Source organism: Nocardiopsis sp. NPDC055551 (genome assembly GCF_053619415.1).
Map to the genome: position 1 here is coordinate 203,912 of NZ_JBSHJJ010000007.1, position 24,001 is coordinate 227,912.

Consider the following 24,001-nt stretch of genomic DNA (forward strand, 5'->3'; position numbering starts at 1 on the left):
CCTACGACACCGACTCCTTCACCCGACCCGAGTACGACACCGGAACCCACCAACGCAACCCCTACGACAGCGGCACCCACACCCGGCCGAGCCACCTGGGCGGACCGACCGGCCAGGGTGACCTCGGCCGGTTCGACACTCCCGGCGCATCGGGCGCCCTGGGCGTGCCCGGTGGACCCGGGGTCCCCAGTGGTCCGATGGCACCGGGCGGGCCCACGATGCCCGGGGCCCCCGGCACGGGCCACGGAGGCAACGCCCCCCTGTGGGACGCCCCGCAGGGACCCGGTTACGGGGGGTCCGGTGGGCCCACGCAGATGCCCGGTGGACCCGGCGGACAGGACGGGCCGGGTCGATCCGCCCCGTATCCGACCGGCGGATACCCCACCGACCCCGGGTACGGCACCTACCAGAGCGGCCAGTTCAGCGGCCTGCCCTACAGCGAGCAGCGGCCACCACAGACCGATCGGTTCGGACGACCGCTGGGCCAGGGCGGGCCCCCGCAGAGCCCCGGTGGCCAGGGCGGTTACTCGGACATGCTGGGCGGGGGCTTCCCACCCTCGGACTACGGCTACCCGCAGGTGGACGACCGGCACCCCGAGGGCGAACGACCCGGCGCGGGCCCGCGGTACGGTGGCCCCGCCCCGCGGCCGGGCCAGGGACCCTACGACGAGGAGCCCCGCCCCGGTTACGGCCAGGACTACTACGAGGGCGGTTACGAGGACGGGCGCTTCCGGTGACCGTATGGCCGGGACCGGCCTCGGGCGACCGAGCGTGACATCGACCCGGCCCCGCGGGAACGACATCGGATTCATCGCCTCACCCCACCGAGGTGGCGGAAACCCCGCCACCTCGGTTTTCTTATGTCCCGTTCGTTTCCCCCGACGCCCCCAGTGACGAGAGCGGTCACCGGAACCGCGATGATTCGTCACTCGGTGTCATGAATATTGACTACAATGAGTGATTGAACATGCACTCATCGGGGTGTCCCCGCTGTCAGGCGCACCGCCGCACACCCCCGTCCACGTGCGCCCTCGCGCGCACCCGCCCGGTTCGACCCGAACGGAGCAACCATGCGCAACGACGTCCAGGGAGCACTACCCGGGCGGCGAGGAGAGACCTCCCCGCCGCCGGAAACCCACCCGGACCGCAAGGGACCGGCCGCCGACATCGGCGCCTCCCTCGTGGTCTTCCTGGTCGCCGTCCCCTTGTCCCTGGGGATCGCCGTCGCCTCCGGCGCGCCCCTCATCGCGGGCATCATCGCCGCCGTCGTGGGCGGCATCGTCGCCGGCCTGGTCGGCGGTTCGGTGGTCCAGGTCAGCGGCCCCGCCGCCGGACTCACCATCATCGTCGCCGACCTGATCCTGACCTACGGCTGGCGGGTCACCTGCCTGATCACGCTGTTGGCGGGCCTGGTCCAACTGGCCCTGGGCGCGTTCCGCATCGCGCGCGCCGCCCTGGCCGTCTCCCCCGCCGTCGTCCACGGCATGCTCGCCGGGGTGGGCGTGACCATCGCCCTGGCCCAACTCCACGTGGTCCTGGGCGGCGCGCCCCAGAGCTCCGCCCTGGCCAACATCGCCGACCTGCCTCGACAGGTCGCGCAGAACCACACCGCGGCGGTCCTGGTCGGGGTCGTCACCATCGCCATCATGTTCGGTTGGAACCGGCTGCCCGCCATCGCCGGGGTCCGACCGGGCGTGATCCCGGCCGCGCTGGTCGCGGTCGGCACCGCCACCGTCATCGCGACCCTGGGACGTTGGGAGGTCGAGACCGTCACGTTGCCCGCCTCCCTGGCCCAGGCGTGGAACGGACCCGCCCTGCCCGAGTCCGGCCAGTGGCACGGAATCGCCCTGGCGGTGGCGGCCGTGGCCATGGTCGCCAGTGTCGAATCGCTCCTGGCCGCCATCGCCGTGGACCGCCTGCACAGTGGCCGCCGCGTCCGACTCAACCGCGAACTGTGCGGCCAGGGCGCCGCCAACACCGTCAGTGGCGCCCTCGGTGGGCTGCCCGTCGCGGGGGTGATCGTGCGCAGCACCGCCAACGTGCGCGCCGGGGCCCGAAGCCCGCTCTCCACGATCCTGCACGGGGTGTGGATCCTGCTGTTCGTGGCGTTCTTCGCACACGTGGTCGAACTGATCCCGATGGCGGCGTTGGCCGCGCTGTTGGTGTTCATCGGCACACAGATGGTGTCCCTGGCGCACCTGCGCGACCTGCGCCGCCACCACGAGGCCGCCGTCTACCTGATCACCCTGTCCACCGTGGTGTTCCTGGGACTGTTGGAAGGGGTGTGCATCGGGTTCGCGCTCGCCATGATCATGTCCCTGCGACGGCTGACCAGGCTCACCGTGACCACCGAGGAACACGACGGTCGCGTGCACGTGACGGTGGACGGCTCACTCACGTTCCTGGGGGTGCCCCGCCTCACGCACGTGCTGCGCACCGTCCCGACGGGAACCCGCGTGGACCTGGACCTGCACGTGGACTTCATGGACCACGCCGCCTTCGAGGCCATCCACGCCTGGCGGGTGGACCACGAACGCACCGGTGGAAGCGTGGACATCGACGAGGTGCACGAGCAGTGGTACGCGCGCAGCTCCACCCGTTCCGCCCCGGCCGCCAAGACCGTGCCCAAGGGCCGTTGGTGGGCGCCCTGGGACATGCGCGACCGCGCCCGGACCGAGGAGGAGGCCCACCCGATCGGTCTGCTCACCGCCGGAGCCCGGGAGTACCACGCGAGCACCGCCGACCGGATGCGTTCGGTGATGAGCCGACTGGAACACGGCCACCGTCCCACCGCGCTGTTCATCACCTGCGCCGACGCCAGGGTGGTGCCCAACCTGATCACCGCCAGCGGACCCGGCGACCTGTACACGGTGCGCAACGTGGGCAACCTGGTGCCCGCCCCCGACGACCCCGACGGTTCCGTGGGCGCCGCGATCGAGTACGCGATCAACGTGTTGCGGGTGCCCTCCATCGTGGTGTGCGGTCACTCTCGCTGTGGGGCCATGCAGGCACTCCTGGACCGGACCCACCGAGAGCCCGAGGAAGTGGCGACCACGCACATCCGCCGCTGGTTGGCCAAGGGCGACGCGAGCCTGCGACGGGCCCACGCCGAACACGCCGAGCTCACCGCGCTGCCCACCGCCGAGGCGCTACGTCGCCTGGCCCAGGCCAACGTGGTCGAGCAGCTCGACAACCTCGAAAGGCACCCGACGGTCCGCGAGAAACTGGAGTCGGGCGAGCTGACCCTTTCGGGCATGTACTACGACCTGGAGTCGGCGAGGGTGCACCTGTTGGACCCCGCGACCGGCGGCTTCGATCCGGTCCAGGGTGTCGGGGGCGGGTCCGAACCGGTCCCGCCGCCTCAGCCGGCGGAATCGTCGTCCGGGGCGTCGTCACGCCCGTCCTGCTGAACGCCTGATGCCTGGTACATGGCGAGCAGGATGATCGCCACGATCGCCAGGATCGGCAGGCCGAAGAGGACCACCCAGACGGCGGTGGAGTCCAACGAGAGTCACCCATTCCCATGAACGCGGATGCCCGTCGGCCCGACCCCATCGGGCCCGCGGGCGTTCGTGCCCCGGGGGACCGGAGCGCATGGGTCAATCTACCGGTGCCACAGGGGTTCGGACCATCACCACGAAGCGGTATCCCCGTATCCCCGGCGTATCCGGCCCCACACCGATACGCGCCGCGGGACGGGGTTCGGTCGGGCACCGGGGGTCATCGGCGCGGGAGATCGAGACCAATCACAGGGGCGCGGCCACCGACGCCGTATCGACGGGTTCGTGGGCCATCGAGGTGGCCATGGGCGAGGTATTCACAGGCCGGACGCTAAGAGAGGAGGGAGTCGGCCGGTAAGCCGGATTCTGTCGGGTCCTGACGGACCGGACGGTCATCCATCTGGGGCCGTCGTTACCGACGACCTCGGTGCGGTCTACCCGCGGACTCGGGCGGGCCGCCCTCGAACATCCGCGCGAGAACCCGAAGGTTCTCTTTTTGACCTTGCTCCGGGTGGGGTTTACCTAGCCGCCCGGATCACTCCGGCCGCTGGTGGTCTCTTACACCACCGTTTCACCCTTACCACCGCGAACGGTGGCGGTCTGCTTTCTGTGGCACTGTCCCGCGGGTCACCCCGGGTCGGTGTTACCGACCACCCTGCCCTGTGGAGTCCGGACTTTCCTCGAACCCGCGCCGAACGCGGATCCGCGACCGTCTGGCCGACTCCCCCTCCGAGGGTCAGTCTAGCCCCTTCAAATGGGCGGTGTCGTTGAGGGAGCGCACCACCTGTGGGCCATCCGCGTAACAGTCCACCTCGGTCAGGCACCCGGTGTCCAGGTGCATGCGGTACAACGCCTCGATGGGGGCGAGCATCGCCTGCTGGACGATGACCTTGATCGGGGTGACGTGGCCGACCAGCAGCACCCGACGGCCCCGGTGGCGTTCCAGCAGGGCATCGCGGGCCTTCGCGACGCGTTCGGCCACCCGGGCGAAACTCTCTCCCCCGGGCGGCCCCGTCTCGGGGTCGGACAGCCAACGGTCCACGTGCTCGGCGTCGCGTTCGCGCGCCTGGGCGAAGGTCAACCCCTCCCAGGTCCCGAAGTCGGTCTCCACGAACCCCTCGTCCAACTCCACCGGAAGTCCCAGCAGGTCGGCCGCGTACCCGGCGGTCAGCCGGGTACGCGCGAGCGGCGAGGACACGATCACGTCCACACCGATTTCGGCCGCACGGCGCGCGGCCGCCTCGGCCTGGGCGTGACCGGTCTCCGTAAGGGAGATGTCACCGCGTCCGGCGAAGCGCCGTTCGACGGACAGCGGGGTCCGCCCATGCCGGAGCAGGAGCAGCCGGGTCGGTTCGGTGTCGGGAGCACCCCAGGCGCGGCTCACTCCGCGACGGGGGCGTGCAGGCCCGATTCCTCGGTGCGCACCAGGATGCGTCGGCAGTCCTCACAGCGGACGATCTCGTCGGCCGCCGCGGCCCGGATCTCGTTGAGTTCCATGGTGCTCAACGCCAACTTGCAACCGTTGCAGCGGCCATAGCGCAGCGGGGCGACGGCCACACCGTCGTACTGGCCGCGCAGCTTGTCGTAGAGCTTCATCAGGTCGTCGGGGATCTCACCGGCCACCCGCTCACGGTCCTGACCGAGGCGGGTTCGGTCCCACTGGATCTCCGCGGCGGCGGTGTCACGGCGGGCGGTGACCTCGGTGACCTCGGCCACCGCGGCCTCGCGCTCCTCACCCAGACGGACGACGTCGGCGTTGATCGTCTCGGCCTCCTCCATGACCTCCAGGACGATCTCCTCCAGCTCGGACTGGCGACGCCCCAACGACTCGATCTCCGACTGCAGGTTCTGCAGGTCCTTGGCGTTGGTGATCGCACCCGACTCCAAACGCTTGGCGTCACGGTCGGCACGGGCTCGCACCTGCTCGACGTCGCTCTCGGCCTTGCGCTGGTGGCGTTGGATGTCGGAGGCCTTGGTCTGGGCCGCCATCAGATCGGCCTCCAGGGCGTCGGCCCGCTGCTTGAGCCGGGCCGCCTCGGCGATCTCGGGCAGGGTGTGGAGACGGTGTTCCAGAAGCTGGAGTTCGGAGTCCAGGCTCTGAAGGTCGAGGAGTCTGGCCTGCGCGGCGGGTTCGGCTTTCACTTGGGGTCTCCTGAGGATCGCGGTGGGGAGGCCTTCGAGGGCCGCCCGCGCTCTGTGCAGTTGTGGTCTTCGGTACTGCGGGTTCTACACGTGTTGGAAGGTCCGTGACCAGGCGTCCGTCACGGTGGTCGACACGTGGATCTCCACGTTAGCCCCATTCGGGCCGACCGAACGCCCGAGCGCCTCGCCCAGGTGGCTCGCACCGTCGGCCAACCACGGCCATTCACTGGCGAAGTGCGCGGTGTCGATCAGGGCGGGACCACCGGCCCGCTCGACGAACTCCGAGGCCGGGTGGTGGCGCAGGTCGGAGGTGACGTAGACGTCCACCTCGGCGGCGCGGGCCGCGCCCAACAGGGAGTCCCCGGCGCCACCGGAGACGGCCACGGTGCTGATCAGGCGGTCCAGGTCTCCGGCGACCCGAATGCCCGCGGCGGTGGCCGGCAGCCCTCGGGCGACCTGGTCGGCGAAGTCGCCCAGCACGAGCGGGGCGGGCAGTTCACCGATGCGCCCGATTCCACGCCGTCCCTCGGGGTCGGTGGTGTCGGGGTCCAGCGGGCGCAGCTGTCCGGTGAGCCCGACGGCGCGCGCCAAGGCGTCGGAGACCCCCGGTGAGGCGGTGTCGGCGTTGGTATGTGCGGTGTACAAGGCCACACCCGAACGGATGAGCCGGTGCACGATCCGACCCTTGGGGGTGTCCGCGGCCACGCTGGTGACCCCGCGCAGCATGAGCGGATGGTGCGTGATGATCAGGTCGGCGCCCCGGGTGAGGGCCTCGTCGACGACGGCGTCCACCGGATCGACCGCGAACAGGATCTTATCCACCGGTTGTTCCGGGTCTCCGCAGACCAGGCCGACCGCGTCCCAGGAGGCGGCCCACGATGGCGGGTAGACCTCCTCGAAGGCGGTGACGACGTCGGAAAGGGTGGCCGAGGGCGTGGTCGAGGTGCTCACGGGCACGAGACTAACGTTCCGTGGCACCGCGCACGTACTCGAACGCCTCATCGGCCGAGCCGGGTACCCAGAGCGTGGAGACGGTCGGTGACCTCCGGTGGGGCCTCCAGCGTGAACTCGGCGCCCAGGGCCGACAACACCGCGACGTACTGACACACCAGGTCGACGGTGTCGGCGCTGAGCCGTGCCCGACAACGCCCCTCGTCCAACGGGGTGAGGGAGCCGGGCAGGGGCCCGTACACGCGCCGACGCACCTCCTCCGCGGGCAGCCCCAGGGTGAGCGTGGCGGTGTAGCGGTACTCGCCGCGCGCGAAGTGGCGGGTGAGGAAGGTCGCGGGGTCGGGCGCGGTCAGCTCGCGGGGCTCGAAGCGCCCATGGGTGGGCCGCGGGTCGCTCATCCGGTCGACCCGAAAGGTCCGCCAGTCCGCACGGTCGGTGTCGTGGGCGATGAGGTACCAGTGCCCACCGTGCAGGACCAGGTGGTGGGGTTCGACGCGACGTTCGGTGCGCTCCCCGGAACGGGAACGGTGGACCAGGTCGGTGACCACCCGATCGCGGCTGTTGGCGGCCAGCATCCCCAGGACCGTGGGGTCCACGCCCGGGGTGTCGGGGTGGGGCACGGTCGAGGTCGCCCCGGCCACCGCCGACAACCGGGGGCGCAGGCGGGCGGGCAGTAGCCGTTCGAGTTTGGCCAGGGCACGCAGCGCGCTCTCACCCACACCCTGCACGGTCGTCAATCCCATGGCGATGGCCACGGCCTCGTCGTCGTCCAGCAGCAACGGAGGCAGGTCCGAGCCGGAGACCAGCCGATAGCCGCCCGCCACCCCGGGGGTGCCCTCGACGCGGTAGTCCAGGTCGCGCAGGCGTTCCACGTCACGGCGCAGGGTTCGAGCACTGACACCGAGCCGTTCGGTGAGTTCGGCCCCGCTCCACTCCCGGCGCACCTGAAGTAGGGACAACAGGCGCAACAGCCGCTGCGGCAATCCCGCGCGGACCGACTCGGTCTCGACCATGCCCATCATCCTGCCGGCCATCGCGGCCATGATGTGACCGCATTGGTCTCTACCGTGACCACATGAGCGATCAGAAGCACACGAACGACGTGACGAGGACACTGCGAGCGCGCCTGGGACAGGCGCACAGGGATCGGGTGTACGCACCCGGCTCCGAGGGGTTCGAGCGGGCCCGCTCCGGCGCCCAATCCCTGTCCCCGCACACACCCGACGCCGTACTGCGCGCCACCGACACCGAGGACGTGCGCACCGCCGTACGCACCGCCGCCGAACTGGGCGTACCCGTGGCCGCGCAACGCACCGGGCACGGCCGCGGCACCGGGGCGAGCGGCGGAATCCTGGTGGACACCACCGCCCTGGACACCGTGGAGGTGGACCCCCGGCGCCGCACCGCCCGGGTCGGGGCCGGGGCGATCTGGCGGGACGTCATCGACGCCGCCGCCCCGCACGGGCTCGCACCCCTGTCGGGCAGCGCGCCCGCGGTCGGCGCGGTCTCCTACACCTTGGGCGGTGGAATGTCGTTGATGGGCCGCCGGCACGGATACGCCGCCGACCACGTGCACGCATTGGACCTGGTCGCCGCCGACGGTGAGACCCATCGGGTGACGGCCGAGACCGAACCCGACCTGTTCTGGGCACTGCGCGGCGGCGGAGGATCGTTCGGCCTGGTCACCGGGATGGAGTTCGCGCTGTTCCCGGTCTCCCACCTGTACGGCGGCAGCCTGTACCTGGACGCCACCGACATACCCGAGGCCCTGGCCGCGTGGCTGCGCTGGACCGCCACGGTGCCCGAGGAGATGACCTCCGGGGCCTGCGCCCTGGTCTACCCCGATGTGGAGGGCGTACCCGAGCCCATGCGCGGACGGATGGTGGTCCAGCTGTCCGTGGCCTGGTGCGGCCCCCTGGCGCAGGGCCCGACGTGGGTGGAGCCGCTGCGGTCCATCGCTCCCGTCCTCAGGGACACCACGCGCGTCCTGCCCTACGCCGAGTCCGAGACGGTCTTCGACGACCACGACGACCCGGCGCCCTACCGAGGCCGCGCGATGATGCTCACCGACCCGGGCGAGGACGCGATGACCGCGTTGTCGAAGCTGATGGCGGCCGACCGCCCCTTCATGAGCCTGGTGTCGCTGCGTCACCTGGGCGGGGCCATGTCACGGCCGCCGAAGGTCCCGGCCGCGGTGAGCCACCGTGCCGCCACCCACGCCCTGGGCGTGCTCACCTTCGCCACCCCGCACGACACCGACGCCATGGCGGATCTGCGCGCGCGGGCCACCGGCCTGTTGACCGAACACACCCTGGGGCTCGCGAGCAACCTCAACTTCGGTCCGGTCCCCACCTCGGACGTGGCACGCATGTACGAACCCGACGCCCTGGCCCGGCTCGTCGCGATCCGGGACCGAGTGGACCCGCACGGCCGCGTCCACACCAACCGGCCCCTGACCCCGCGACGGTGAGGGGCCACAAGGCGTGTCCCCTGTTTGCCGCCGGAGAGGGCGCCGCCTAGAGTGCGGGCACCACCGAGCGGGAGGCGCAAACTGCATGCGGGACACCACGGTCGAGCTCCAGGGACGTCAGGTCGCCTACACCGACATCGGCGACCCCGACGGCACCCCCGTCCTGTTCTTCCACGGCGCCCCGATGAGTCGCCGGAACCTGGGCGACCAGCACGCCGAGTTCAGGTCGGCCGGTCTGCGGGTGCTCACCCCGGACCGGCCCGGCTACGGTGGTTCGGCCCCCGCCCCGGGGCGAACCCTCACCGACTGGGCCGAGGACATGGCCGCCTTCGCCGACGCCCTCGGCCTGGACCGGTTCCTGGTGGCCGCGCACTCCTCCGGCGGCCCCTACGGCGTGGTCACCGCCGCCCTGCTGCCCGACCGGGTGCACGGCACGGTCGTCCTGGGCGGGGTCACCGACTTCTCCTGGGCACCGGCGTGGGAGGGCTACTCACCGGACGAGTGCGCCATGATGCGGCTGCCCGACGAGAGGGCCGCCCTGGAATGGGGCGAGCGCAACCTCGGCGAAGGCCCCTCCGAGTGGCCCGAACCGGACCGGAGGCTGTTCGCCACCCGACACGTCCCGCACCTGGCCGCCTCGGCCAAGGAGGCCTTCGCCCAAGGGGTCGGCGGCTACACCCAGGACGCCTGGGTCCAGGGCCGCCCCTGGACCTTCGATCCCTCGACCGTCGCCTCTTCGTTCCTGGTGGCCCACGGCGACCAGGACACCGTGGTGCCCCTGGCGCACGCCACGCACACCGCCGGGCTCGTACCCGGGACCGAACTGCGCATGCTGCCCGACCACGGCCACGTCACCGTGCTGTGGGAACTCCCCGGGATGCTCACCGAACTGCGCGAACGTCGCTGAGGGCCACCGCCCGTGTGAGCGGCCGCACGGCCTAAGGTGGTTCGACGATGAACAACACCGAACAAAGACCTCAGTCCCCGATCGGCGCGCACGTCCCGGTCGCGGGCGGCATGGCCACCAAGGGCCTGGCCTACGCGGAGAAGATCGGCGCCGAGACCGTCCAGGTGTTCGTGTCCAACCCCCGCGGGTGGGCCACCAACGACGGCGACCCCGCCCAGGACGCGATGATGCGCGAGCGCGCCGACCTGCCCGTGTTCGTGCACGCCCCCTACCTGATCAATCCGGGCACCCCCAGCGAGGAGACCGCCGCCAAGTCGATCACCTCGATGGAGCACGCACTGCGGCGAAGCGCGCGGATCGGCGCGCTGGGCGCGGTCATGCACACCGGTTCGGCCGTCTCGGGCACCCGTGAGGACGGGTTGGCCCGTGCCCGCGAGCGCCTGCTGCCGATGCTGGAACGGCTGGGCGGGGACGTGCCCCCGCTGCTGTTGGAGCCCATGGCCGGGCAGGGTCAGGTGCTGTGCGCCACCGTCGACGACCTGGTCCCCTACTTCGAGGCCCTGGACTGGCACCCCAACGTGGGTGTGTGCCTGGACACCGCGCACCTGTTCGCGGCCGGGCACGACATCTCCACGGTGGAGGGCATGCGCGAGGCGCTGGACCGTTTCGGCGAGGTGGTGGGCGCCGACCGGCTCAAACTCATCCACTGCAACGACTCCAAGGCGCCGTGCGGCAGCAACAAGGACCGGCACGAGAACATCGGCAAGGGCCACATCGGCGCCGAACCCTTCGCCGAGCTGTTCCGCCACCCGGTGACCGCCGGGGTCCCCATCATCCTGGAGACCCCCGGGCCGGAGGGTCCCCACGCCGAGGACGTGACCACCCTCAAGAAGCTGCGCGAGCAGGCCTGAGACGGCATCGCCCGCCGGGCCCACCGGATCTTCCCGATTCGGCGGGCCCGTCTCCTTCACCCCTGCCGAGCCTCCTCGGACAGGGCCAGGTCGGCCCGGCGGGCCGTCTCCGCGATGACCTTCCTGGCGAGGAGCGCGGTGCCGGCCATGATCACCCCACCGACGAGGAACGGCAACGCGAGGTCGACGCGCCCGAGTGTCCCGCCCAGCAGCGCTCCGATCGGGGTGATGCCCCAACCGATCATCTTGCTCGCCCCGTTGACCCGCCCGCGCACACGGTCGGGGACCACGGTCTGGTAGTAGGGGCTCGCCGCGATGTTGGAGGCCACGATGCAGAATCCGAGTCCGACCAGGAAGACGAAGGCCGTGGAGGCACCAGGGGCCAGGGCCACCGCCACCGACGCCGCGGCCACCCCCAGGTAACCGCCGAGGACGACCGTGCGCCGTCCCAGACGGACGATCAGTCGGTCCGTCACCAGCGTGGCGAGCACACCACCGACCGCCGAGGACATGGTGAAGGCCCCGAAGTAGGCGGCCGAGACCCCCAGGTCGCCCTGGGCGTAGAGCACCAGCACGGCGCCGCCCATGTTCGCGCCGATCATCATCCCGGCGTTGCAGAGCATGTTGCCGCGCAGGATCCGGTCGCCGAAGACCTGTCGGAACCCTTCCCCGGTCGAGCGCCAGAACCCCTCGGACTCGGTACGCGAGTCCTCTTCGCCGGCCGGGACGGAGCGGCGCCACACCATCGGGATGGCGCACAACAGCACCACGCACAGGGCGTAGGAACCGGCGATGCCCAGCAGGGGCGCAGCCGCGCCGGCCGCGAACAGGAAGCCGGCCACCGGCCGCCCCAGGCAGTCCTGGGCGACCAGCCGGCCCCCTTCCACCCGGCTGTTGGCCCGGTCCAGTAGGCGTGGGAGAACCAGCCGGACCACCGCGATACGACTCGCGGGGTCGGTGACGGTCTCACAGGTGATGACCGCGAAGATCGCCGCGTACAGCACCCAGATCGTCAGGTTCCCGGTCACCAGGGACAGCAACAGGGCGACCATGACCAGGGTGGCCAGGGTGTTGGACACGACCATGGCGCGCATCCTGTGCACTCGGTCGATGAGCACCCCCGACAACGGGGCCAACAGCAGCCAGGGCAGGAACCGCACGGCGGTCAACCCGGAGATGAGCAGCGGGTCCTGGGTGAGTGACACGGCGATCAGCGGCAACGCCACGACGAGCATGCCGTCGGCCAGGTTGGTGAACACGCCGGCGCCCCAGAAACGGTGGAAGTCGGCGCCCAGACGCTCGGTGCGGGTGGTGTTCGTGGTGGTGGGTGCGGTGGTCATGGTGTGGCTCCTGATGGGGGGTGGAATCTCAGGTGGCTCTACCGCTCGTCGGGTTCGACGTCCTCCTCGACGAGGTCGGGGAACAGGTCGGTCTGCAACTCCACCGCCTCGGTGTCGGGGTGGCTTCGGGCCGTTCGGCCATCGAAACGGCGGGTCCAGGAGCGGATGAACTCCTGTAGCGCACCGGCGAACTCCTCGGTCTCCCGCGGGGTCATCCGCGCGTGGGAGACCGAGTCCTGCATGGCCTGCAGCCAGCGGCGCACCGCCGGTTCGTCGGGCCGTTCCCGAGTCAAGGCGTGCCACCGGTCGAGCCGTTCCCGACGCCCGCCGTAGTAGCGGTCCAGGACGATCTCGGCGGCCTCGCGGGTGGCCGGGTCGCGCAGGTGGTCGATTCCGTTGAAACGCCAGCCGCCCGGGCGGATCCGCCACCAACGATCCCGTTTGCCCGTGTGTCCGGGGTCGTTCTCCACGAACCCGAACCGGGCCAGTTGGCGCAGGTGGTAGCTGGTGGAGCCGCTGCTCTCCCCCAGATGTTCACCCAGGATGGTGGCGGTGGCGGGACCATGGAGCTGCAGCCGGTCCAGGATGCGGGCACGCAGCGGGTGGGCCAGGCCGCGCAGGGCCTCGGCACCGACGTCGAGGGGCCGGGGTGGGGTGGATTCGGGTTCCTCGCTCATACCGAAACCGTATCCCAAAGATACCTTTGCAAAAATACCTTTGCAGAATTTTCTTTGGGAAACTTCGGGGAACCGCTCCCCCGAGGAAGGAACCTCCTCCTCGTCAGCCACCGTCGTATGGGTGACAATGGGAGCGAGCGCACGTCGAGCGCGAGCCGAGGCGCAAGAGTTTCAGGACAAAGGAGCGTGTCACCGCATGGATCCGGTTTCCATGGTCATCGGAGTGGCCATCGCGGTCGGTGGATACCTCGCGGGCCGGGCCACCACCAAGCGGCAGATCACCCGACAGTTCCACCCCCACCAGGACCCCCGCGCCCTCCACGGCGGCCAGGGCCGACCCGCCAACCCCCAGCCCATCTGCGGTTGCGGTCACAACCTCGTCTTCCACGATCAGGAGACCAAGCGCTGCCTGACCCAGGTGGTCATCCCCGGCCGCTGGACGGGACAGGCCGACTCCACCTACCGCCAGTGCATGTGCCAGGGCTACCGCGGACCCACACCCGTCGACGAGTACTACGCCCCCGACTTCCTCGAAGGCAACGGCTCCTGACACCTCCCGGGACCGACCACCTCCACGGATGCGGGAACCTGGGAGTGACGAACCGACGACGTGCCGGGATGACAACACCCCCGCGCGCCGCGAGAATGTCCGCGCACCGAACAGCCGAAGAGTGGACTTGACCAAGTGACGACCCCTGTGACACCCACGATCGACCAGCGCATCGCCGAGGAACTCGGCGTGGGCACGCACCAGGTCCGTGCCACCGTCGAGCTCCTCGACGGCGGGTCGACCGTGCCCTTCATCGCCCGGTACCGCAAGGAGGTCACCGGCGCGCTGGACGACGCCCAACTGCGCGAACTTGAGGAACGCCTGCGTTACCTACGTGAACTGGGCGAACGTCGAGCCGCGATCCTGGAGTCGATCCGTTCCCAGGGCAAGTTGGACGACGAGCTGGAGGCCCGCATCAACGCGGCGGACTCCAAGGCCCGTCTGGAGGACATCTACCTCCCCTACAAGCCCAAGCGCCGCACCAAGGCGCAGATCGCCCGCGAGGCCGGTCTCGAACCCCTGGCCGACGGACTGTTCGACGACCCCACCCAGGACCCGCAGCAGGTCGCGGCCTCCTACGTGGACGCCGACAAGGGCGTGGCCGACACCAAGGCCGCCCTGGACGGCGCCCGCTCCATCCTGGTGGAACGCTTCGCCGAGGACGCCGACCTCACCGGCCACCTGCGCGAACGCCTCTGGGAGAAGGGTCGATTGGGCTCGACCGTCCGTGAGGGCAAGGAGGAGGCCGGCGCCAAGTTCGCCGACTACTTCGACTTCTCCGAACCCCTCACCGCGCTGCCCTCCCACCGCGTGCTGGCCATGTACCGGGGCGAGAAGGAGGAGATCCTCACCCTCAACCTGGAGCCGGAGGAGACCCCCGACCCGGGCCCCGACGGCACCGTGCCGCGCAGCGGCTACGAGAACGCCATCGCCTCCCACTTCGACATCGTCGACCGGGGCCGACCGGCCGACCGATGGCTACAGGACACCGTGCGCTGGGCCTGGCGCACCCGCGTCCTGGTCCGGCTGGACATCGACGTGCGCATGCGCCTATGGCAACAGGCCGAGGACGACGGCGTGAACGTCTTCGCCGCCAACCTGCGCGACCTGCTGCTGGCCGCCCCGGCCGGAACCCGTTCCACACTGGGCCTGGACCCGGGCCTGCGCACCGGCGTGAAGGTCGCCGTCACCGACTCTACCGGCAAGGTCGTGGCCACCGACACGATCTTCCCGCACGCCCCACGCCGTGACTGGGACGGCTCCATCGGCCGCCTGGCCGAACTGTGCGCCGCGTTCAACGTGGAACTGGTGGCGATCGGCAACGGCACCGCCTCCCGAGAGACCGACAAGCTCGCCGGTGACCTCATCAAGCTTCACCCCGACCTGAAGCTCACCAAGGTGATGGTCTCCGAGGCCGGCGCGTCGGTGTACTCGGCCTCCGCCTACGCCTCCGAGGAACTGCCCGACCTGGACGTGTCCCTGCGCGGCGCCGCCTCCATCGCGCGCCGTCTGCAGGACCCCCTGGCCGAGCTGGTCAAGATCGACCCCAAGTCCATCGGCGTGGGCCAGTACCAGCACGACCTGGCCGAGGCCAAGCTCTCGCGTTCACTGGACGCGGTGGTCGAGGACTGCGTGAACGGTGTGGGCGTGGACGTCAACACCGCCTCGGTACCGCTGCTGACCCGAGTGTCCGGGGTGACCTCCACCCTGGCCCGCAACATCGTCGCCCACCGTGACGCCAACGGCCCCTTCCGCACCCGAGAGGCGCTGCGTTCGGTGCCGCGCCTGGGCCCCAAGGCCTTCGAACAGTGCGCGGGCTTCCTCCGGGTTCCAGGCGGCGACGACCCGCTGGACGCCTCCGCGGTCCACCCCGAGGCCTACCCGGTGGTCCGACGCATGCTGGACTCGACCGGCGGCGACCTGTCCACGCTGATCGGGAACAAGAAGGCGCTCGGAAACATCCGCCCCGAGGACTTCGTCGATGACAAGTTCGGTCTGCCGACCGTCACCGACATCCTCAGCGAGCTGGACAAGCCCGGCCGCGACCCTCGACCGGCCTTCGCCACCGCCACCTTCAAGGAGGGCGTGGAGAAGCTGGGCGACCTCGAACAGGGCATGATCCTGGAAGGCGTGGTCACCAACGTGGCCGCCTTCGGCGCGTTCGTGGACGTGGGCGTGCACCAGGACGGTCTGGTGCACGTGTCGGCGCTGTCCAACAAGTTCGTGGAAGACCCACGCGACATCGTCAAGCCCGGTGACATCGTCAAGGTCAAGGTGCAGGACGTGGACATCCCGCGCAAACGCATCTCGCTGACCATGCGCCTGGACGACGAGGCCCCGCAGGGCGGCGGCCGCGGCGACCGTGGTGAGCGAGGTGAGCGCGACGGACGCGGCGGCGAACGCCGTCGCGGCAACGGCAACGGCGGCGGCGGCGGCAAGGGCCGTGGCGACAAGCGAGGCGGCAACGGCGGCGACCGTCGAGGCGGCAACGGCGGCGACCGTCGAGGCGGACGCGACAACGCCCCTGCCCCCTCGGGCGCCATGGCCGACGCCCTGCGCCGTGCCGGCCTGAGCAAGTAGCGAGTAGCGAGTAGCACCACGAGGCACACGAGGGGCCGGGGAGGACACACCTCCCCGGCCCCTCCTCCACCCCGCTCCATACGCCAGGCCTGCCGAACCGTGTAGACGATGTGCTCGCCGGCACGACCCGCCACGCTCACACCAGGAACCGGTCCGGAGTCAACGGCAACTCACGCACCCGGGTGCCCGTCGCGTGGAAGGCGGCGTTGGCCACCGCCGCCGCGCTACCGACGATCCCGATCTCACCGACCCCCGCCGCACCCAGGGCGTTCACATGCGGATCCGACTCCTCCAGCCACTCCGCATCCACCCGACCCACGTCCGCGTTCACGGGCACGTGGTACTCGGCCAGGTCACCGTTGACCACGTGGCCGAACCGAGGATCCACCACGCCCTGCTCGTGCAGGGCCATCGACATCCCCATCACCATGCCGCCCACGAACTGCGACTTCGCGGTCCTCGGATTGATGATCCGCCCCACGGAGAAGACCCCCAACATCCGCGGCACGCGCACCTCACCGGTGTCCACGTCGACCCGCACCTCGGCGAAGTGGGCACCGAACGAATGCAGTGCGTACCTCTCCCGATCCGGGTCCTGCGGTGTACCGGCCCGCGACCGTGCCCCGACGGCCGGATCGTTCCCGTGCTCCTCGTGAAAGACACGAGCCGCCGCCACCAGGGCCGAACCCCACGAGGAGATCCCCGACGAACCACCCGCCACACTGGCCGAGGGCAGATCCGTGTCCCCGATCCGCAACCGCACGCGCGCGGTGTCGCACCCCAGTGCGTCGGCGGCGATCTGGGTGAGGGCCGTCCAGGTTCCGGTGCCCAGGTCGGCGGCCCCGATGGAGACCGTGTAACGCCCATCCGATTCGTGGACGATCTCGGCCTCCGACCCCGGCATGATCAGTCTCGGATAGGTGGCGGCGGCCATCCCGGTGCCCACCCACCGATCGCCGTCCCGATGCGCCCGGGGCCGAGGATCCCGATCCCACCAGCCGAACCGCTCCGCGCCCCGACGCAGGCACTCCACCAGGTTCCGTCCCGACCAGGGCAGACCACTCTCGGGATCCCGCTCCGGTTCGTTGCGCATCCTCAACTCGATGGGGTCCAGACCACAGGCGTAGGAGAGTTCGTCCATCGCCGTCTCCAGCGCGAACATCCCCGGCGCCTCCCCGGGCGCACGCATCCAGAACGGGATCGGCGTGTCCAAGGGGATCAACCGGTGCGACGTTCGACGAGCGGGCGACGCGTACATCATCCGCGAGCACGCACCGCTCATCTCCGCGTACTCCTTGGCCCGGGAAGTCGCCTCCACCACGTCGTGGACGAGCACACCGAGCCGGCCGTCCGCCGAGGCGCCCAACCGGATCCGCTGCCGCGTGTCCGGGCGGTACCCCACCAACGAGAACATGTGCCGTCGCGTCAGCGCGAACTTCACCGGACGCCCGGGCAGGGCGCGCGCGGCCAACACCGCCACGACGTTGTGGGCGTGGGCCGACCCCTTGGAACCGAACCCGCCACCCACGTGCGGGGAGATCACCCGCACCCGCTCGGATGCGAGCCCGAAGACCTCCGCGACGGTCCCGCGCACCACGTGCACACCCTGCGTGGAGTCGTACAGCGTGAGCCGATCGGGACCCTCCTCCCACAGCGCGATCGTGGTGTGCGGTTCCATCGGATTGTTGTACTCGCGCGGCGTCAGGTAGGTCCGGTCGATCCGCACCATGGCCTCGGTCAGGGCGCTCTCCACGTCGCCCTGTTCGGTGTCGGCCTCCACCCCGGTGTCGTCCGCACTCGGCCGATAGGTCTCCCGGCCGGGCACCGACGGATCCACCTGGTGGTGGTGGACCTCGTAGTCCACGACCACCAGATCGGCCGCCAGACGCGCGGCCTCGGGACCGTCGGCGACCACGGCGGCGACGAACTGGCCGCGGAAGTACACCTCACCGTCCTGCAGAACGGTGAACTCGCGGTCGTCGGTCCGAGCCAGGCGCGGAGCGTTCCACGGGGTCAGGACCGCCCGCACCCCCTCGACCGCCTCGGCCCGCGCCGTGTCCATCGAACGCACCCGCCCCCGGGCCACGGTCGAGAGCACCGGATGCAGGTACAGGGCGCCCTCGAAGGAGTGCTCATAGGCATAGGGGGCGGTGCCCGTCACCTTGGCCCGCCCCTCCAACCGTTCCATCGGCACACCGATGGCCCCGGTCCTCGCGCCCGTCATCTCGCCACTCACCCGTTCACCCCCGTCAAAGAGCGCAGCACCGCCGCGCACGTGTTGATCGCCAACGGCACCTTGAAGGCGTTGTCCCGGCCGGTACGCGCCTCGGCGAACTCGGCCTCGGCCGCCACCCGGAACGCCATCTCGGTCACCGGTCGACCCCGCAACACCTCCTCGGCCCGCCGGGCCCGCCATGGGGCGTGGGCCACGCCACCGAAGGCGATCCGCGTGTCCGTGATCTGTCCGCCCCGCACACGCACCAGCGCGGCCACCGAGACCAGCGCGAACGCGTAGGAGGCCCGTTCACGTACCTTGCGGTAGGCCGACCGGGCTCCTTCCTCCGGCGCCGGCAGTTCCACCGCGGTGATGAGTTCGCCGTGTTCGAGAACGGTGTCGCGCTCGGGTTCGACCCCCGGCAGACGGTGGAATTCGGCCAGCGGCACCCGACGTTCGCCCGACGGGCCCAGCACACGCACCTGCGCGTCCAAGGCCAGCATCGCCACCGCCATGTCGGAGGGGTGGGTGGCCACACACTGTTCCGAGGCGCCCAGAACGGCGTTATCGCGCCCATGCCCCTCCAGGGCCGAACAACCACTGCCCGGTTCACGTTTGTTGCAGGGGGTCGTGACGTCCTGGAAGTAGACGCAACGGGTGCGCTGGAGCAGGTTCCCGCCGGTCGTGGCCATGTTGCGCAGTTGCCCCGAAGCCCCGGCCAGCAGGGCCGAGGAGAGCAACGGATAGCGGCGGCGGATCAACGGATGGGCGGCCAACTCGCTGTTGGTCGTCCCCGCACCGATCCGGGCCCCACCCCCGGGCAGTTCCTCGACGCCGTCGCCGACCACCTCCCGCACGTCCACCAGGGCGGTGGGCGAGGTGATCCCCAGCTTCATGTGGTCGACCAGGTTGGTGCCGCCGGCCAGGAAGGACGCGCCGGGGTCGTCGGCGACGGCCGCGACCGCCTCGGCCGCGTCACCGGGACGGGAGTAGGCGAACGGGATCATCGAAGGACCTCCCCGATCGCGCCGACGATGCCCGGATAGGCGCCGCAACGACAGATGTTGCCGCTCATGCGCTCCCGGATCTCGGCTTCGTCCATCTGCACCGGAGCGTCCAGGTCCTCGGTGACGTGGCTGGGCCACTCCCGCTCGGCCTCGGCCAGCATGCCCACCGCCGAACAGATCTGCCCCGGCGTGCAGTAACCGCACTGGAAACCGTCGTGGTCCAGGAACGCCCGCGCGACCGGATGCAACTCGTCACCCCGACCGAGCCCCGCGGCCGTGGTCACCTCCGCGCCGTCGTGAGCGACGGCCAGGGCCAGGCAGGCCAGGACGCGCCGCCCCGCCAGGAGGATGGTACAGGCGCCGCATTGGCCGTGGTCGCAGCCCTTCTTCGGCGAGTACACCCCCAAACCGTCGCGCAACGCGTCCAGCAGTGTGGTGCGGGTGTCGACGGTGAGCTCGCGGCGCTCACCGTCCACCGTCAAAGTGATCGTGGTGTCCAAGGCCGGTTCCTCCCCAGAGCGGACGGGTCCCGTCCCCACGGGTTACCGCACAGAGCACCGGCCAAACGGTCGGAACGTGTCGAGCCACCAGGTTTTACCGGCTCTTGCCGGGCGGGCCGGGATCAATCGGTACGGCGCGCGTTGACCCTCTCGGCCAGGGCGTCCAACAACTCGTCGGCGATCGGGATCCTGCGCAGCTCCTCCGGCCCCGGCAGCGGCACCTGAGCACGGTCGCCCAGTTCACGCACCTCGCTGTGCAACCGCTCCATCGTCTGGTCCAACCGATTCGCGGTCTCGGCCGCCGTCCGCAGCTCGTCCAACAACTCCTGGGGCACCGACTTGGCGTACTTGTAGTAGATCTTGTGCTCCAGACTCGCCCAGAAGTCCATCGCGATGGTGCGGATCTGGATCTCCACCGGAACCTCGACGGTCCGGTCCGACATCCGGACCGGGGTGCGCACCAACAGGTGCAGACTCCGGTAGCCGTTGGCCTTGGGAGAGCGGACGTAGTCCCGCTCCTCCATGACCTGGATGTCCTCGTGTCCTGACAGCATGTCCCGGATCGCATAGGTGTCGGAGACGAAACTGCACGTCACCCGGATCCCGGCGATGTCCAAGATCTCCCTGGCGATGCTCTCCAGGTCCAGCGATACGCCGCGCCGGCGCGCCTTCTCCAGGATGCTGGCCGGTGACTTGAGCCGAGAGTCCACGTGTTCGATCGGATTGTGGTCGTTGGTGTAGCGGAACTCCTCGTTGAGGATGTTCACCTTCGCCATCAGGGTGTCGATGGCGAACTTGTAGGACAGCAGGAAGCGTGTGACGTCCTCGCGCGCCTCCGACAACGCATCCGATACCTCTTCCACCACAACAGTCCCCTCGGACACCATGGACCCCCTGATCGCATGTTATACATCGGTGCCGTGGACGGCGCCGAAGCCACCGGGGCCGGTGCCGGCGGGCACCTAGCGCGGCGCGAAGTCCACCTTCGACCACAGCCCTCGGAGCGGGGAGTCATCGCCCTCCCGCACGGAGTCGGTCACGTCCCACACCCGCACCACGGTGCTCTCCGGTCGCACCGCGGACCATCCCGGATCACCGGTGGCGGCGAAGTCACGCCAGGCCGCGACCATCCGCGCCGACAGCGCTCGCAGCGCCTCGTCGGGCTCGCCGTCGCACAGGAAGACCGCCAGGTCACTGTCGAGGTTACCGAAGGCGAACGGCAGGTCGAAAGCGTGGCAGGCGCCCAGTCTGCCCTCCATCGTGCGGCTCTGGGCGGCGAAACGGAAGAAGTGCGCACGGCCCCCGGCCCGGGCCTGCGCCTCGGCCACACGCACCGAGTACTCACAGAACATGGCGTCGCCACGGATCTCGTTGAACAGTCCGCGTAGTGAGACGTCGGGGTACACCGACCGGTAGACGCCCACGGCGTCCTCGCCCAATCCCAGATGGGCGGCGGTGGCCGCCAAGGCCTCCTCACCGTCGATCTCCACCGACTGGCCGAGCTCGGTGAACAGACGGTACTCCTCCGTGTTGTGACCGACGAGCAGGTCGACGCCGGTGGCGTCGCCGCGGGCGATGGCCGCCAGCGGCTCCTCGGGGAGCTCGGGGCCGCCGACCACCGGCGCATAGCAGGTGAACGCCTTGGTGCGCACTCCCCTGCTCGACGTACCGCTGCCCGACAGGACCACGTCGGTGGCCGCCAGGATCTCCTCCGGGGCCAGCACGGCCAACGCCTCGGCCTCCAACGGCACCCCGGCGGCCTTGGCCACCGATTCCGACACCCGTCGGGCGGTGCCGACGGTGATCGTGTCAGCGGGGACGCTGTGGGCGATGGCGCGCCGGAACAGACCGTGGGCGTCGGGCATGGCCATGAGGCCGATGACGGACCCGGCACCGGCGGACTCACCCGCGATGGTGACGTTGTCGGGGTCGCCGCCGAACGCCGCGATGTTGTCGCGCACCCAGCGCAGGGCGGCGGCCTGGTCGAGCAGTCCCCGGTTGTCGGGGCGTCCGGGCACGTGTCCGAAGCCCTCGAAGCCCAGCCGGTAGTTGACGCTCACCACCACCGTTCCCTCGGCGGCCAGGTGGGAGCCCTCGTAGGTGCCCTCGGCGCCGGATCCGACGATGTAGGCGCCGCCGTGGATCCACACCAGGACCGGGGCCGGGGAGTCGGGAGAGGCGGCGGTCCACACGTTCAGGACCAGGCAGTCCAGCGAGGTGTCGGGGTCCCAGTGCGCGGCACCGATGAGCTGTTCGCCCTGGGGCGGGGGCGGGCCGAACCCCGAACAGTCGCGTACCCCGTCCCAGAGGGGGGCCGGGGCGGGGGCGGCGAAGCGGTGCTCGCCGAAGGGCGCGGCGGCGTAGGGGATGCCGCGATGGACCGTGACCCCTTCGGCCCGGGTCGAGGGTGTGCCGCGAACGGGTCCGTTCACGGTCGTCACGATCTGCTCGGCGTCCATGTGGGGGTCTCCTCGGGGGTTCGCGGCGTCCACCCCACCTAACAACGTTAGGTTTGTCCGCGCAAGCCCCGAACCACTCCGACGCCTTCACCAGGCCGGACGCCGCGACCCTGGGCCGAGTGTCCGCGGCGACCCAGGAAGGACCCAGGCGGGGCGCCCACGCCATCACTCTCCCCATGTCATACCATCTGGTCGGTATGCCTCCCCGATGGAAGGACCCCTCATGCGCGCCATCCAGATCACCGAGTTCGGCGGACCCGAGGTCCTCGTCCCCACCGAACTGCCCGACCCCGAGCCAGGCCCGGGACGACTCCTCGTGGACGTCACCCACAGCGGCGTGAACTTCGCCGACACCCATCAAGCCGAGAACAGCTATCTGGCCCCCTCCACACTGCCGATGGTCCCCGGCGCCGAGATCGCCGGACGCACCGCCGACGGCCGCCGCGTCGTGGGCCTGCTCAACGGGGGCGGCGGCTACGCCCAGAAGGCCGTGGCCGACCCGAACATGACCTACGAGATCCCCGAGGGCGTCTCCGACGAAGCCGCCCTCGCCCTCATCGTCCAAGGCGCCACCGCCTGGGTCCTGCTGCGCAAGAGCGTGCGCATGGAACCCGGAGAGTCCGTGGTGGTGCACGCCGCCGCCGGAGGCGTGGGCACCCTCGCGGTGCAGCTGGCCGCGCACTTCGGCGCCGGCCGGGTGATCGCGGTGGCGAGCAGCGAGGACAAGCGCGCACTGGCCCTGGAACTGGGCGCCGACGCGGTGGTGGACTCCGCCGCGCCCGACATGACCGCCGCACTCATCGAGGCCAACGAGGGCCGCCGCGTGGACGTCGTACTCGACATGGTGGGCGGGCGCGTCACAGACGAGAGCGTGCGCGCCCTGGCGCCGTTCGGGCGCCTGGCGTTCTACGGCATGGCCTCCCGTGAGGCGCCCAAGCCGGTCCAGCCGGCCAACCTCATGCGCTTCTCCACCACGGTCGCCGGCATGTGGCTGCCGCACGCCTGGATGCTTCCCGGAGACGTGGTCGGCACCGCCATGCGAGAGCTCTTCGCCCTGGTCACCGAGGGGAAACTGCGCCCGATCCAGGGCCGGAGCTACCCGCTGTCTGAGGCCCGTCGGGCCCACGAGGACCTTCGTTCACGGGCCACCACCGGCAAGCTGACCCTGGACACCTCCGCCTGAGTTCGCGCTCTCACCCTGTGTCCACGTCGGGGCCGGTGGTTCGCGGCCTCGACGTGGGGAGTGGATACGCGCGTCTGGAACTTTTCGGACCGACTCTTCGGGACTTCTGGAGACCAGGACGTTCGTGAATCAATCGCATCGGCCACAATCAAGCGCATGATCGCATCACCTTGACGATGTAGATCTCTCGTAGCCTCTCCGCCGACCACCACGCCGGCTCCGGTCTCGTCCGGGGCCCGCAGCGCGATGCCCTGACGCCTTCAGCCGCCCTTCAGCCGTCCTACACCCTGATCCTTCTGCCCGTCCGGTGATGCGGCAGAGCAGAGAGCCGTAGCCGAGCGAGTTCGGGGCATCGTGGCTTGGCGGCTTGGGTGTCTGGGGGTGTCGGGTGGGTGGTGGGTGGTGGGTGGTGGGGCGCTTAAGGTCGCGAGTCTTCCGGCTGTTGGGCGTTGTGTGGGGTGGGTTGGTGGGGCGCCTTGGCTAGAGAATCTGCCGGTTGTTGGGCGGGGTGGGGGTGGGTTCTCCCTCCTTCCCCGCCGCGTGATTGTTGCCGCCCGCACCGCACACGTCAAGGCAATGTCGGGTGCTCTGGCAGCGGTGCTGGTGGCC

General features: G+C 70.4%; 19 protein-coding genes, 1 other RNA gene and 1 pseudogene. 8 read left to right on the plus strand and 13 right to left on the minus strand.

Features of this window, described 5'->3' with window-relative positions; translation table 11 throughout:
- Both ACWGSK_RS14805 and ACWGSK_RS14810 read left to right on the plus strand, forming a co-directional pair.
- A pseudogene (locus ACWGSK_RS14805) lies at positions 1 to 737 on the plus strand (hypothetical protein); the annotation flags it as partial.
- Between the two features lie 333 nt (positions 738 to 1,070).
- Positions 1,071 to 3,410 (plus strand): bifunctional SulP family inorganic anion transporter/carbonic anhydrase, encoded by a 2,340-nt coding sequence (locus ACWGSK_RS14810; protein WP_358505500.1) that lies wholly within the window; start codon positions 1,071 to 1,073, stop codon positions 3,408 to 3,410.
- Here ACWGSK_RS14810 and ACWGSK_RS14815 read toward each other — a convergent pair.
- The 6 genes from ACWGSK_RS14815 to ACWGSK_RS14840 form a co-directional block, all read right to left on the minus strand.
- On the minus strand, positions 3,362 to 3,505 hold the full coding sequence (locus ACWGSK_RS14815) for a hypothetical protein (RefSeq protein ID WP_190318368.1): 144 nt from the start codon (positions 3,503 to 3,505) through the stop codon (positions 3,362 to 3,364). The two genes, ACWGSK_RS14810 and ACWGSK_RS14815, sit on opposite strands and share 49 nt — an antisense overlap.
- A gap of 334 nt (positions 3,506 to 3,839) precedes the next feature.
- An RNA gene (rnpB, locus tag ACWGSK_RS14820) (RNase P RNA component class A) lies at positions 3,840 to 4,225 on the minus strand.
- A gap of 11 nt (positions 4,226 to 4,236) precedes the next feature.
- A complete protein-coding gene (locus ACWGSK_RS14825; protein WP_452456029.1) occupies positions 4,237 to 4,884 on the minus strand; it encodes a histidine phosphatase family protein in 648 nt (215 codons plus the stop codon).
- A complete protein-coding gene (locus tag ACWGSK_RS14830; RefSeq protein WP_358505495.1) occupies positions 4,881 to 5,642 on the minus strand; it encodes a zinc ribbon domain-containing protein in 762 nt (253 codons plus the stop codon). Before ACWGSK_RS14830 ends, ACWGSK_RS14825 begins: the two co-directional genes overlap by 4 nt.
- Positions 5,643 to 5,726: 84 nt before the next feature.
- Entirely contained in the window at positions 5,727 to 6,599 is an 873-nt protein-coding gene (locus ACWGSK_RS14835) for a Nif3-like dinuclear metal center hexameric protein (RefSeq protein WP_452456030.1), read from the minus strand.
- Positions 6,600 to 6,640: 41 nt separating this feature from the next.
- Entirely contained in the window at positions 6,641 to 7,627 is a 987-nt protein-coding gene (locus ACWGSK_RS14840; RefSeq protein WP_358505489.1) for a helix-turn-helix transcriptional regulator, read from the minus strand.
- 41 nt (positions 7,628 to 7,668) lie between these two features.
- Here ACWGSK_RS14840 and ACWGSK_RS14845 point away from each other — a divergent pair, with 41 nt between their 5' ends.
- The 3 genes from ACWGSK_RS14845 to ACWGSK_RS14855 all read left to right on the plus strand — a co-directional run bounded on the left by ACWGSK_RS14845 (position 7,669) and on the right by ACWGSK_RS14855 (position 10,881).
- Positions 7,669 to 9,063: an FAD-binding oxidoreductase gene (locus ACWGSK_RS14845; RefSeq protein WP_452456031.1), complete on the plus strand. Its 1,395-nt coding sequence runs from the start codon at positions 7,669 to 7,671 to the stop codon at positions 9,061 to 9,063.
- Between the two features lie 85 nt (positions 9,064 to 9,148).
- Positions 9,149 to 9,970 (plus strand): alpha/beta fold hydrolase, encoded by an 822-nt coding sequence (locus tag ACWGSK_RS14850; RefSeq protein ID WP_358505483.1) that lies wholly within the window; start codon positions 9,149 to 9,151, stop codon positions 9,968 to 9,970.
- 47 nt (positions 9,971 to 10,017) lie between these two features.
- The gene (locus ACWGSK_RS14855; protein ID WP_452456032.1) at positions 10,018 to 10,881 is read left to right on the plus strand and encodes a deoxyribonuclease IV; all 864 of its coding nucleotides are present in this window, start codon (positions 10,018 to 10,020) and stop codon (positions 10,879 to 10,881) included.
- Positions 10,882 to 10,937: 56 nt separating this feature from the next.
- Here ACWGSK_RS14855 and ACWGSK_RS14860 read toward each other — a convergent pair whose 3' ends face one another.
- Positions 10,938 to 12,221: an MFS transporter gene (locus tag ACWGSK_RS14860; RefSeq protein WP_358505477.1), complete on the minus strand. Its 1,284-nt coding sequence runs from the start codon at positions 12,219 to 12,221 to the stop codon at positions 10,938 to 10,940.
- A gap of 38 nt (positions 12,222 to 12,259) precedes the next feature.
- Positions 12,260 to 12,898, minus strand: a complete 639-nt coding sequence (locus ACWGSK_RS14865) for an ArsR/SmtB family transcription factor (RefSeq protein ID WP_452456033.1) — start codon at positions 12,896 to 12,898, stop codon at positions 12,260 to 12,262.
- Positions 12,899 to 13,094: 196 nt separating this feature from the next.
- Here ACWGSK_RS14865 and ACWGSK_RS14870 point away from each other — a divergent pair, with 196 nt between their 5' ends.
- Both ACWGSK_RS14870 and ACWGSK_RS14875 read left to right on the plus strand, forming a co-directional pair.
- Positions 13,095 to 13,448: a hypothetical protein gene (locus ACWGSK_RS14870; protein ID WP_358505471.1), complete on the plus strand. Its 354-nt coding sequence runs from the start codon at positions 13,095 to 13,097 to the stop codon at positions 13,446 to 13,448.
- Between the two features lie 135 nt (positions 13,449 to 13,583).
- Positions 13,584 to 16,028 (plus strand): Tex family protein, encoded by a 2,445-nt coding sequence (locus tag ACWGSK_RS14875; RefSeq protein ID WP_358505468.1) that lies wholly within the window; start codon positions 13,584 to 13,586, stop codon positions 16,026 to 16,028.
- 136 nt (positions 16,029 to 16,164) lie between these two features.
- On the opposite strand, the gene ACWGSK_RS14880 is transcribed toward ACWGSK_RS14875, so the two are convergent.
- From ACWGSK_RS14880 to ACWGSK_RS14900, 5 genes are all read right to left on the minus strand, one after another.
- Positions 16,165 to 18,252: a xanthine dehydrogenase family protein molybdopterin-binding subunit gene (locus ACWGSK_RS14880; RefSeq protein WP_452456034.1), complete on the minus strand. Its 2,088-nt coding sequence runs from the start codon at positions 18,250 to 18,252 to the stop codon at positions 16,165 to 16,167.
- An 8-nt stretch (positions 18,253 to 18,260) separates the two neighbouring features.
- The gene (locus ACWGSK_RS14885; protein WP_452456035.1) at positions 18,261 to 19,250 is read right to left on the minus strand and encodes an FAD binding domain-containing protein; all 990 of its coding nucleotides are present in this window, start codon (positions 19,248 to 19,250) and stop codon (positions 18,261 to 18,263) included.
- Positions 19,247 to 19,750, minus strand: coding sequence for a 2Fe-2S iron-sulfur cluster-binding protein (locus ACWGSK_RS14890; protein WP_452456036.1), 504 nt, complete (start codon positions 19,748 to 19,750; stop codon positions 19,247 to 19,249). Before ACWGSK_RS14890 ends, ACWGSK_RS14885 begins: the two co-directional genes overlap by 4 nt.
- Before the next feature lie 122 nt (positions 19,751 to 19,872).
- Positions 19,873 to 20,616 carry a GTP pyrophosphokinase gene (locus ACWGSK_RS14895; RefSeq protein WP_358505456.1) on the minus strand — a complete coding sequence of 248 codons (744 nt, stop codon included), beginning with the start codon at positions 20,614 to 20,616 and terminating at the stop codon, positions 19,873 to 19,875.
- 96 nt (positions 20,617 to 20,712) lie between these two features.
- Entirely contained in the window at positions 20,713 to 22,209 is a 1,497-nt protein-coding gene (locus ACWGSK_RS14900; protein ID WP_358505453.1) for a carboxylesterase/lipase family protein, read from the minus strand.
- A gap of 223 nt (positions 22,210 to 22,432) precedes the next feature.
- Here ACWGSK_RS14900 and ACWGSK_RS14905 point away from each other — a divergent pair, with 223 nt between their 5' ends.
- The gene (locus tag ACWGSK_RS14905; protein WP_452456037.1) at positions 22,433 to 23,392 is read left to right on the plus strand and encodes a quinone oxidoreductase family protein; all 960 of its coding nucleotides are present in this window, start codon (positions 22,433 to 22,435) and stop codon (positions 23,390 to 23,392) included.
- Positions 23,393 to 24,001: the final 609 nt, after the last annotated feature.

What these genes read in the sequence shown, in the direction of transcription:
- ACWGSK_RS14810 (WP_358505500.1), top strand. Translation starts at nt 1,071, where the DNA reads ATGCGCAACGACGTCCAGGGAGCACTACCCGGGCGGCGAGGAGAGACC.
- ACWGSK_RS14840 (WP_358505489.1), bottom strand. Translation starts at nt 7,627, where the DNA reads ATGGCCGGCAGGATGATGGGCATGGTCGAGACCGAGTCGGTCCGCGCG.
- ACWGSK_RS14845 (WP_452456031.1), top strand. Translation starts at nt 7,669, where the DNA reads ATGAGCGATCAGAAGCACACGAACGACGTGACGAGGACACTGCGAGCG.
- ACWGSK_RS14850 (WP_358505483.1), top strand. Translation starts at nt 9,149, where the DNA reads ATGCGGGACACCACGGTCGAGCTCCAGGGACGTCAGGTCGCCTACACC.
- ACWGSK_RS14855 (WP_452456032.1), top strand. Translation starts at nt 10,018, where the DNA reads ATGAACAACACCGAACAAAGACCTCAGTCCCCGATCGGCGCGCACGTC.
- ACWGSK_RS14860 (WP_358505477.1), bottom strand. Translation starts at nt 12,221, where the DNA reads ATGACCACCGCACCCACCACCACGAACACCACCCGCACCGAGCGTCTG.
- ACWGSK_RS14865 (WP_452456033.1), bottom strand. Translation starts at nt 12,898, where the DNA reads ATGAGCGAGGAACCCGAATCCACCCCACCCCGGCCCCTCGACGTCGGT.
- ACWGSK_RS14870 (WP_358505471.1), top strand. Translation starts at nt 13,095, where the DNA reads ATGGATCCGGTTTCCATGGTCATCGGAGTGGCCATCGCGGTCGGTGGA.
- ACWGSK_RS14880 (WP_452456034.1), bottom strand. Translation starts at nt 18,252, where the DNA reads ATGACGGGCGCGAGGACCGGGGCCATCGGTGTGCCGATGGAACGGTTG.
- ACWGSK_RS14885 (WP_452456035.1), bottom strand. Translation starts at nt 19,250, where the DNA reads ATGATCCCGTTCGCCTACTCCCGTCCCGGTGACGCGGCCGAGGCGGTC.
- ACWGSK_RS14900 (WP_358505453.1), bottom strand. Translation starts at nt 22,209, where the DNA reads ATGGACGCCGAGCAGATCGTGACGACCGTGAACGGACCCGTTCGCGGC.
- ACWGSK_RS14905 (WP_452456037.1), top strand. Translation starts at nt 22,433, where the DNA reads ATGCGCGCCATCCAGATCACCGAGTTCGGCGGACCCGAGGTCCTCGTC.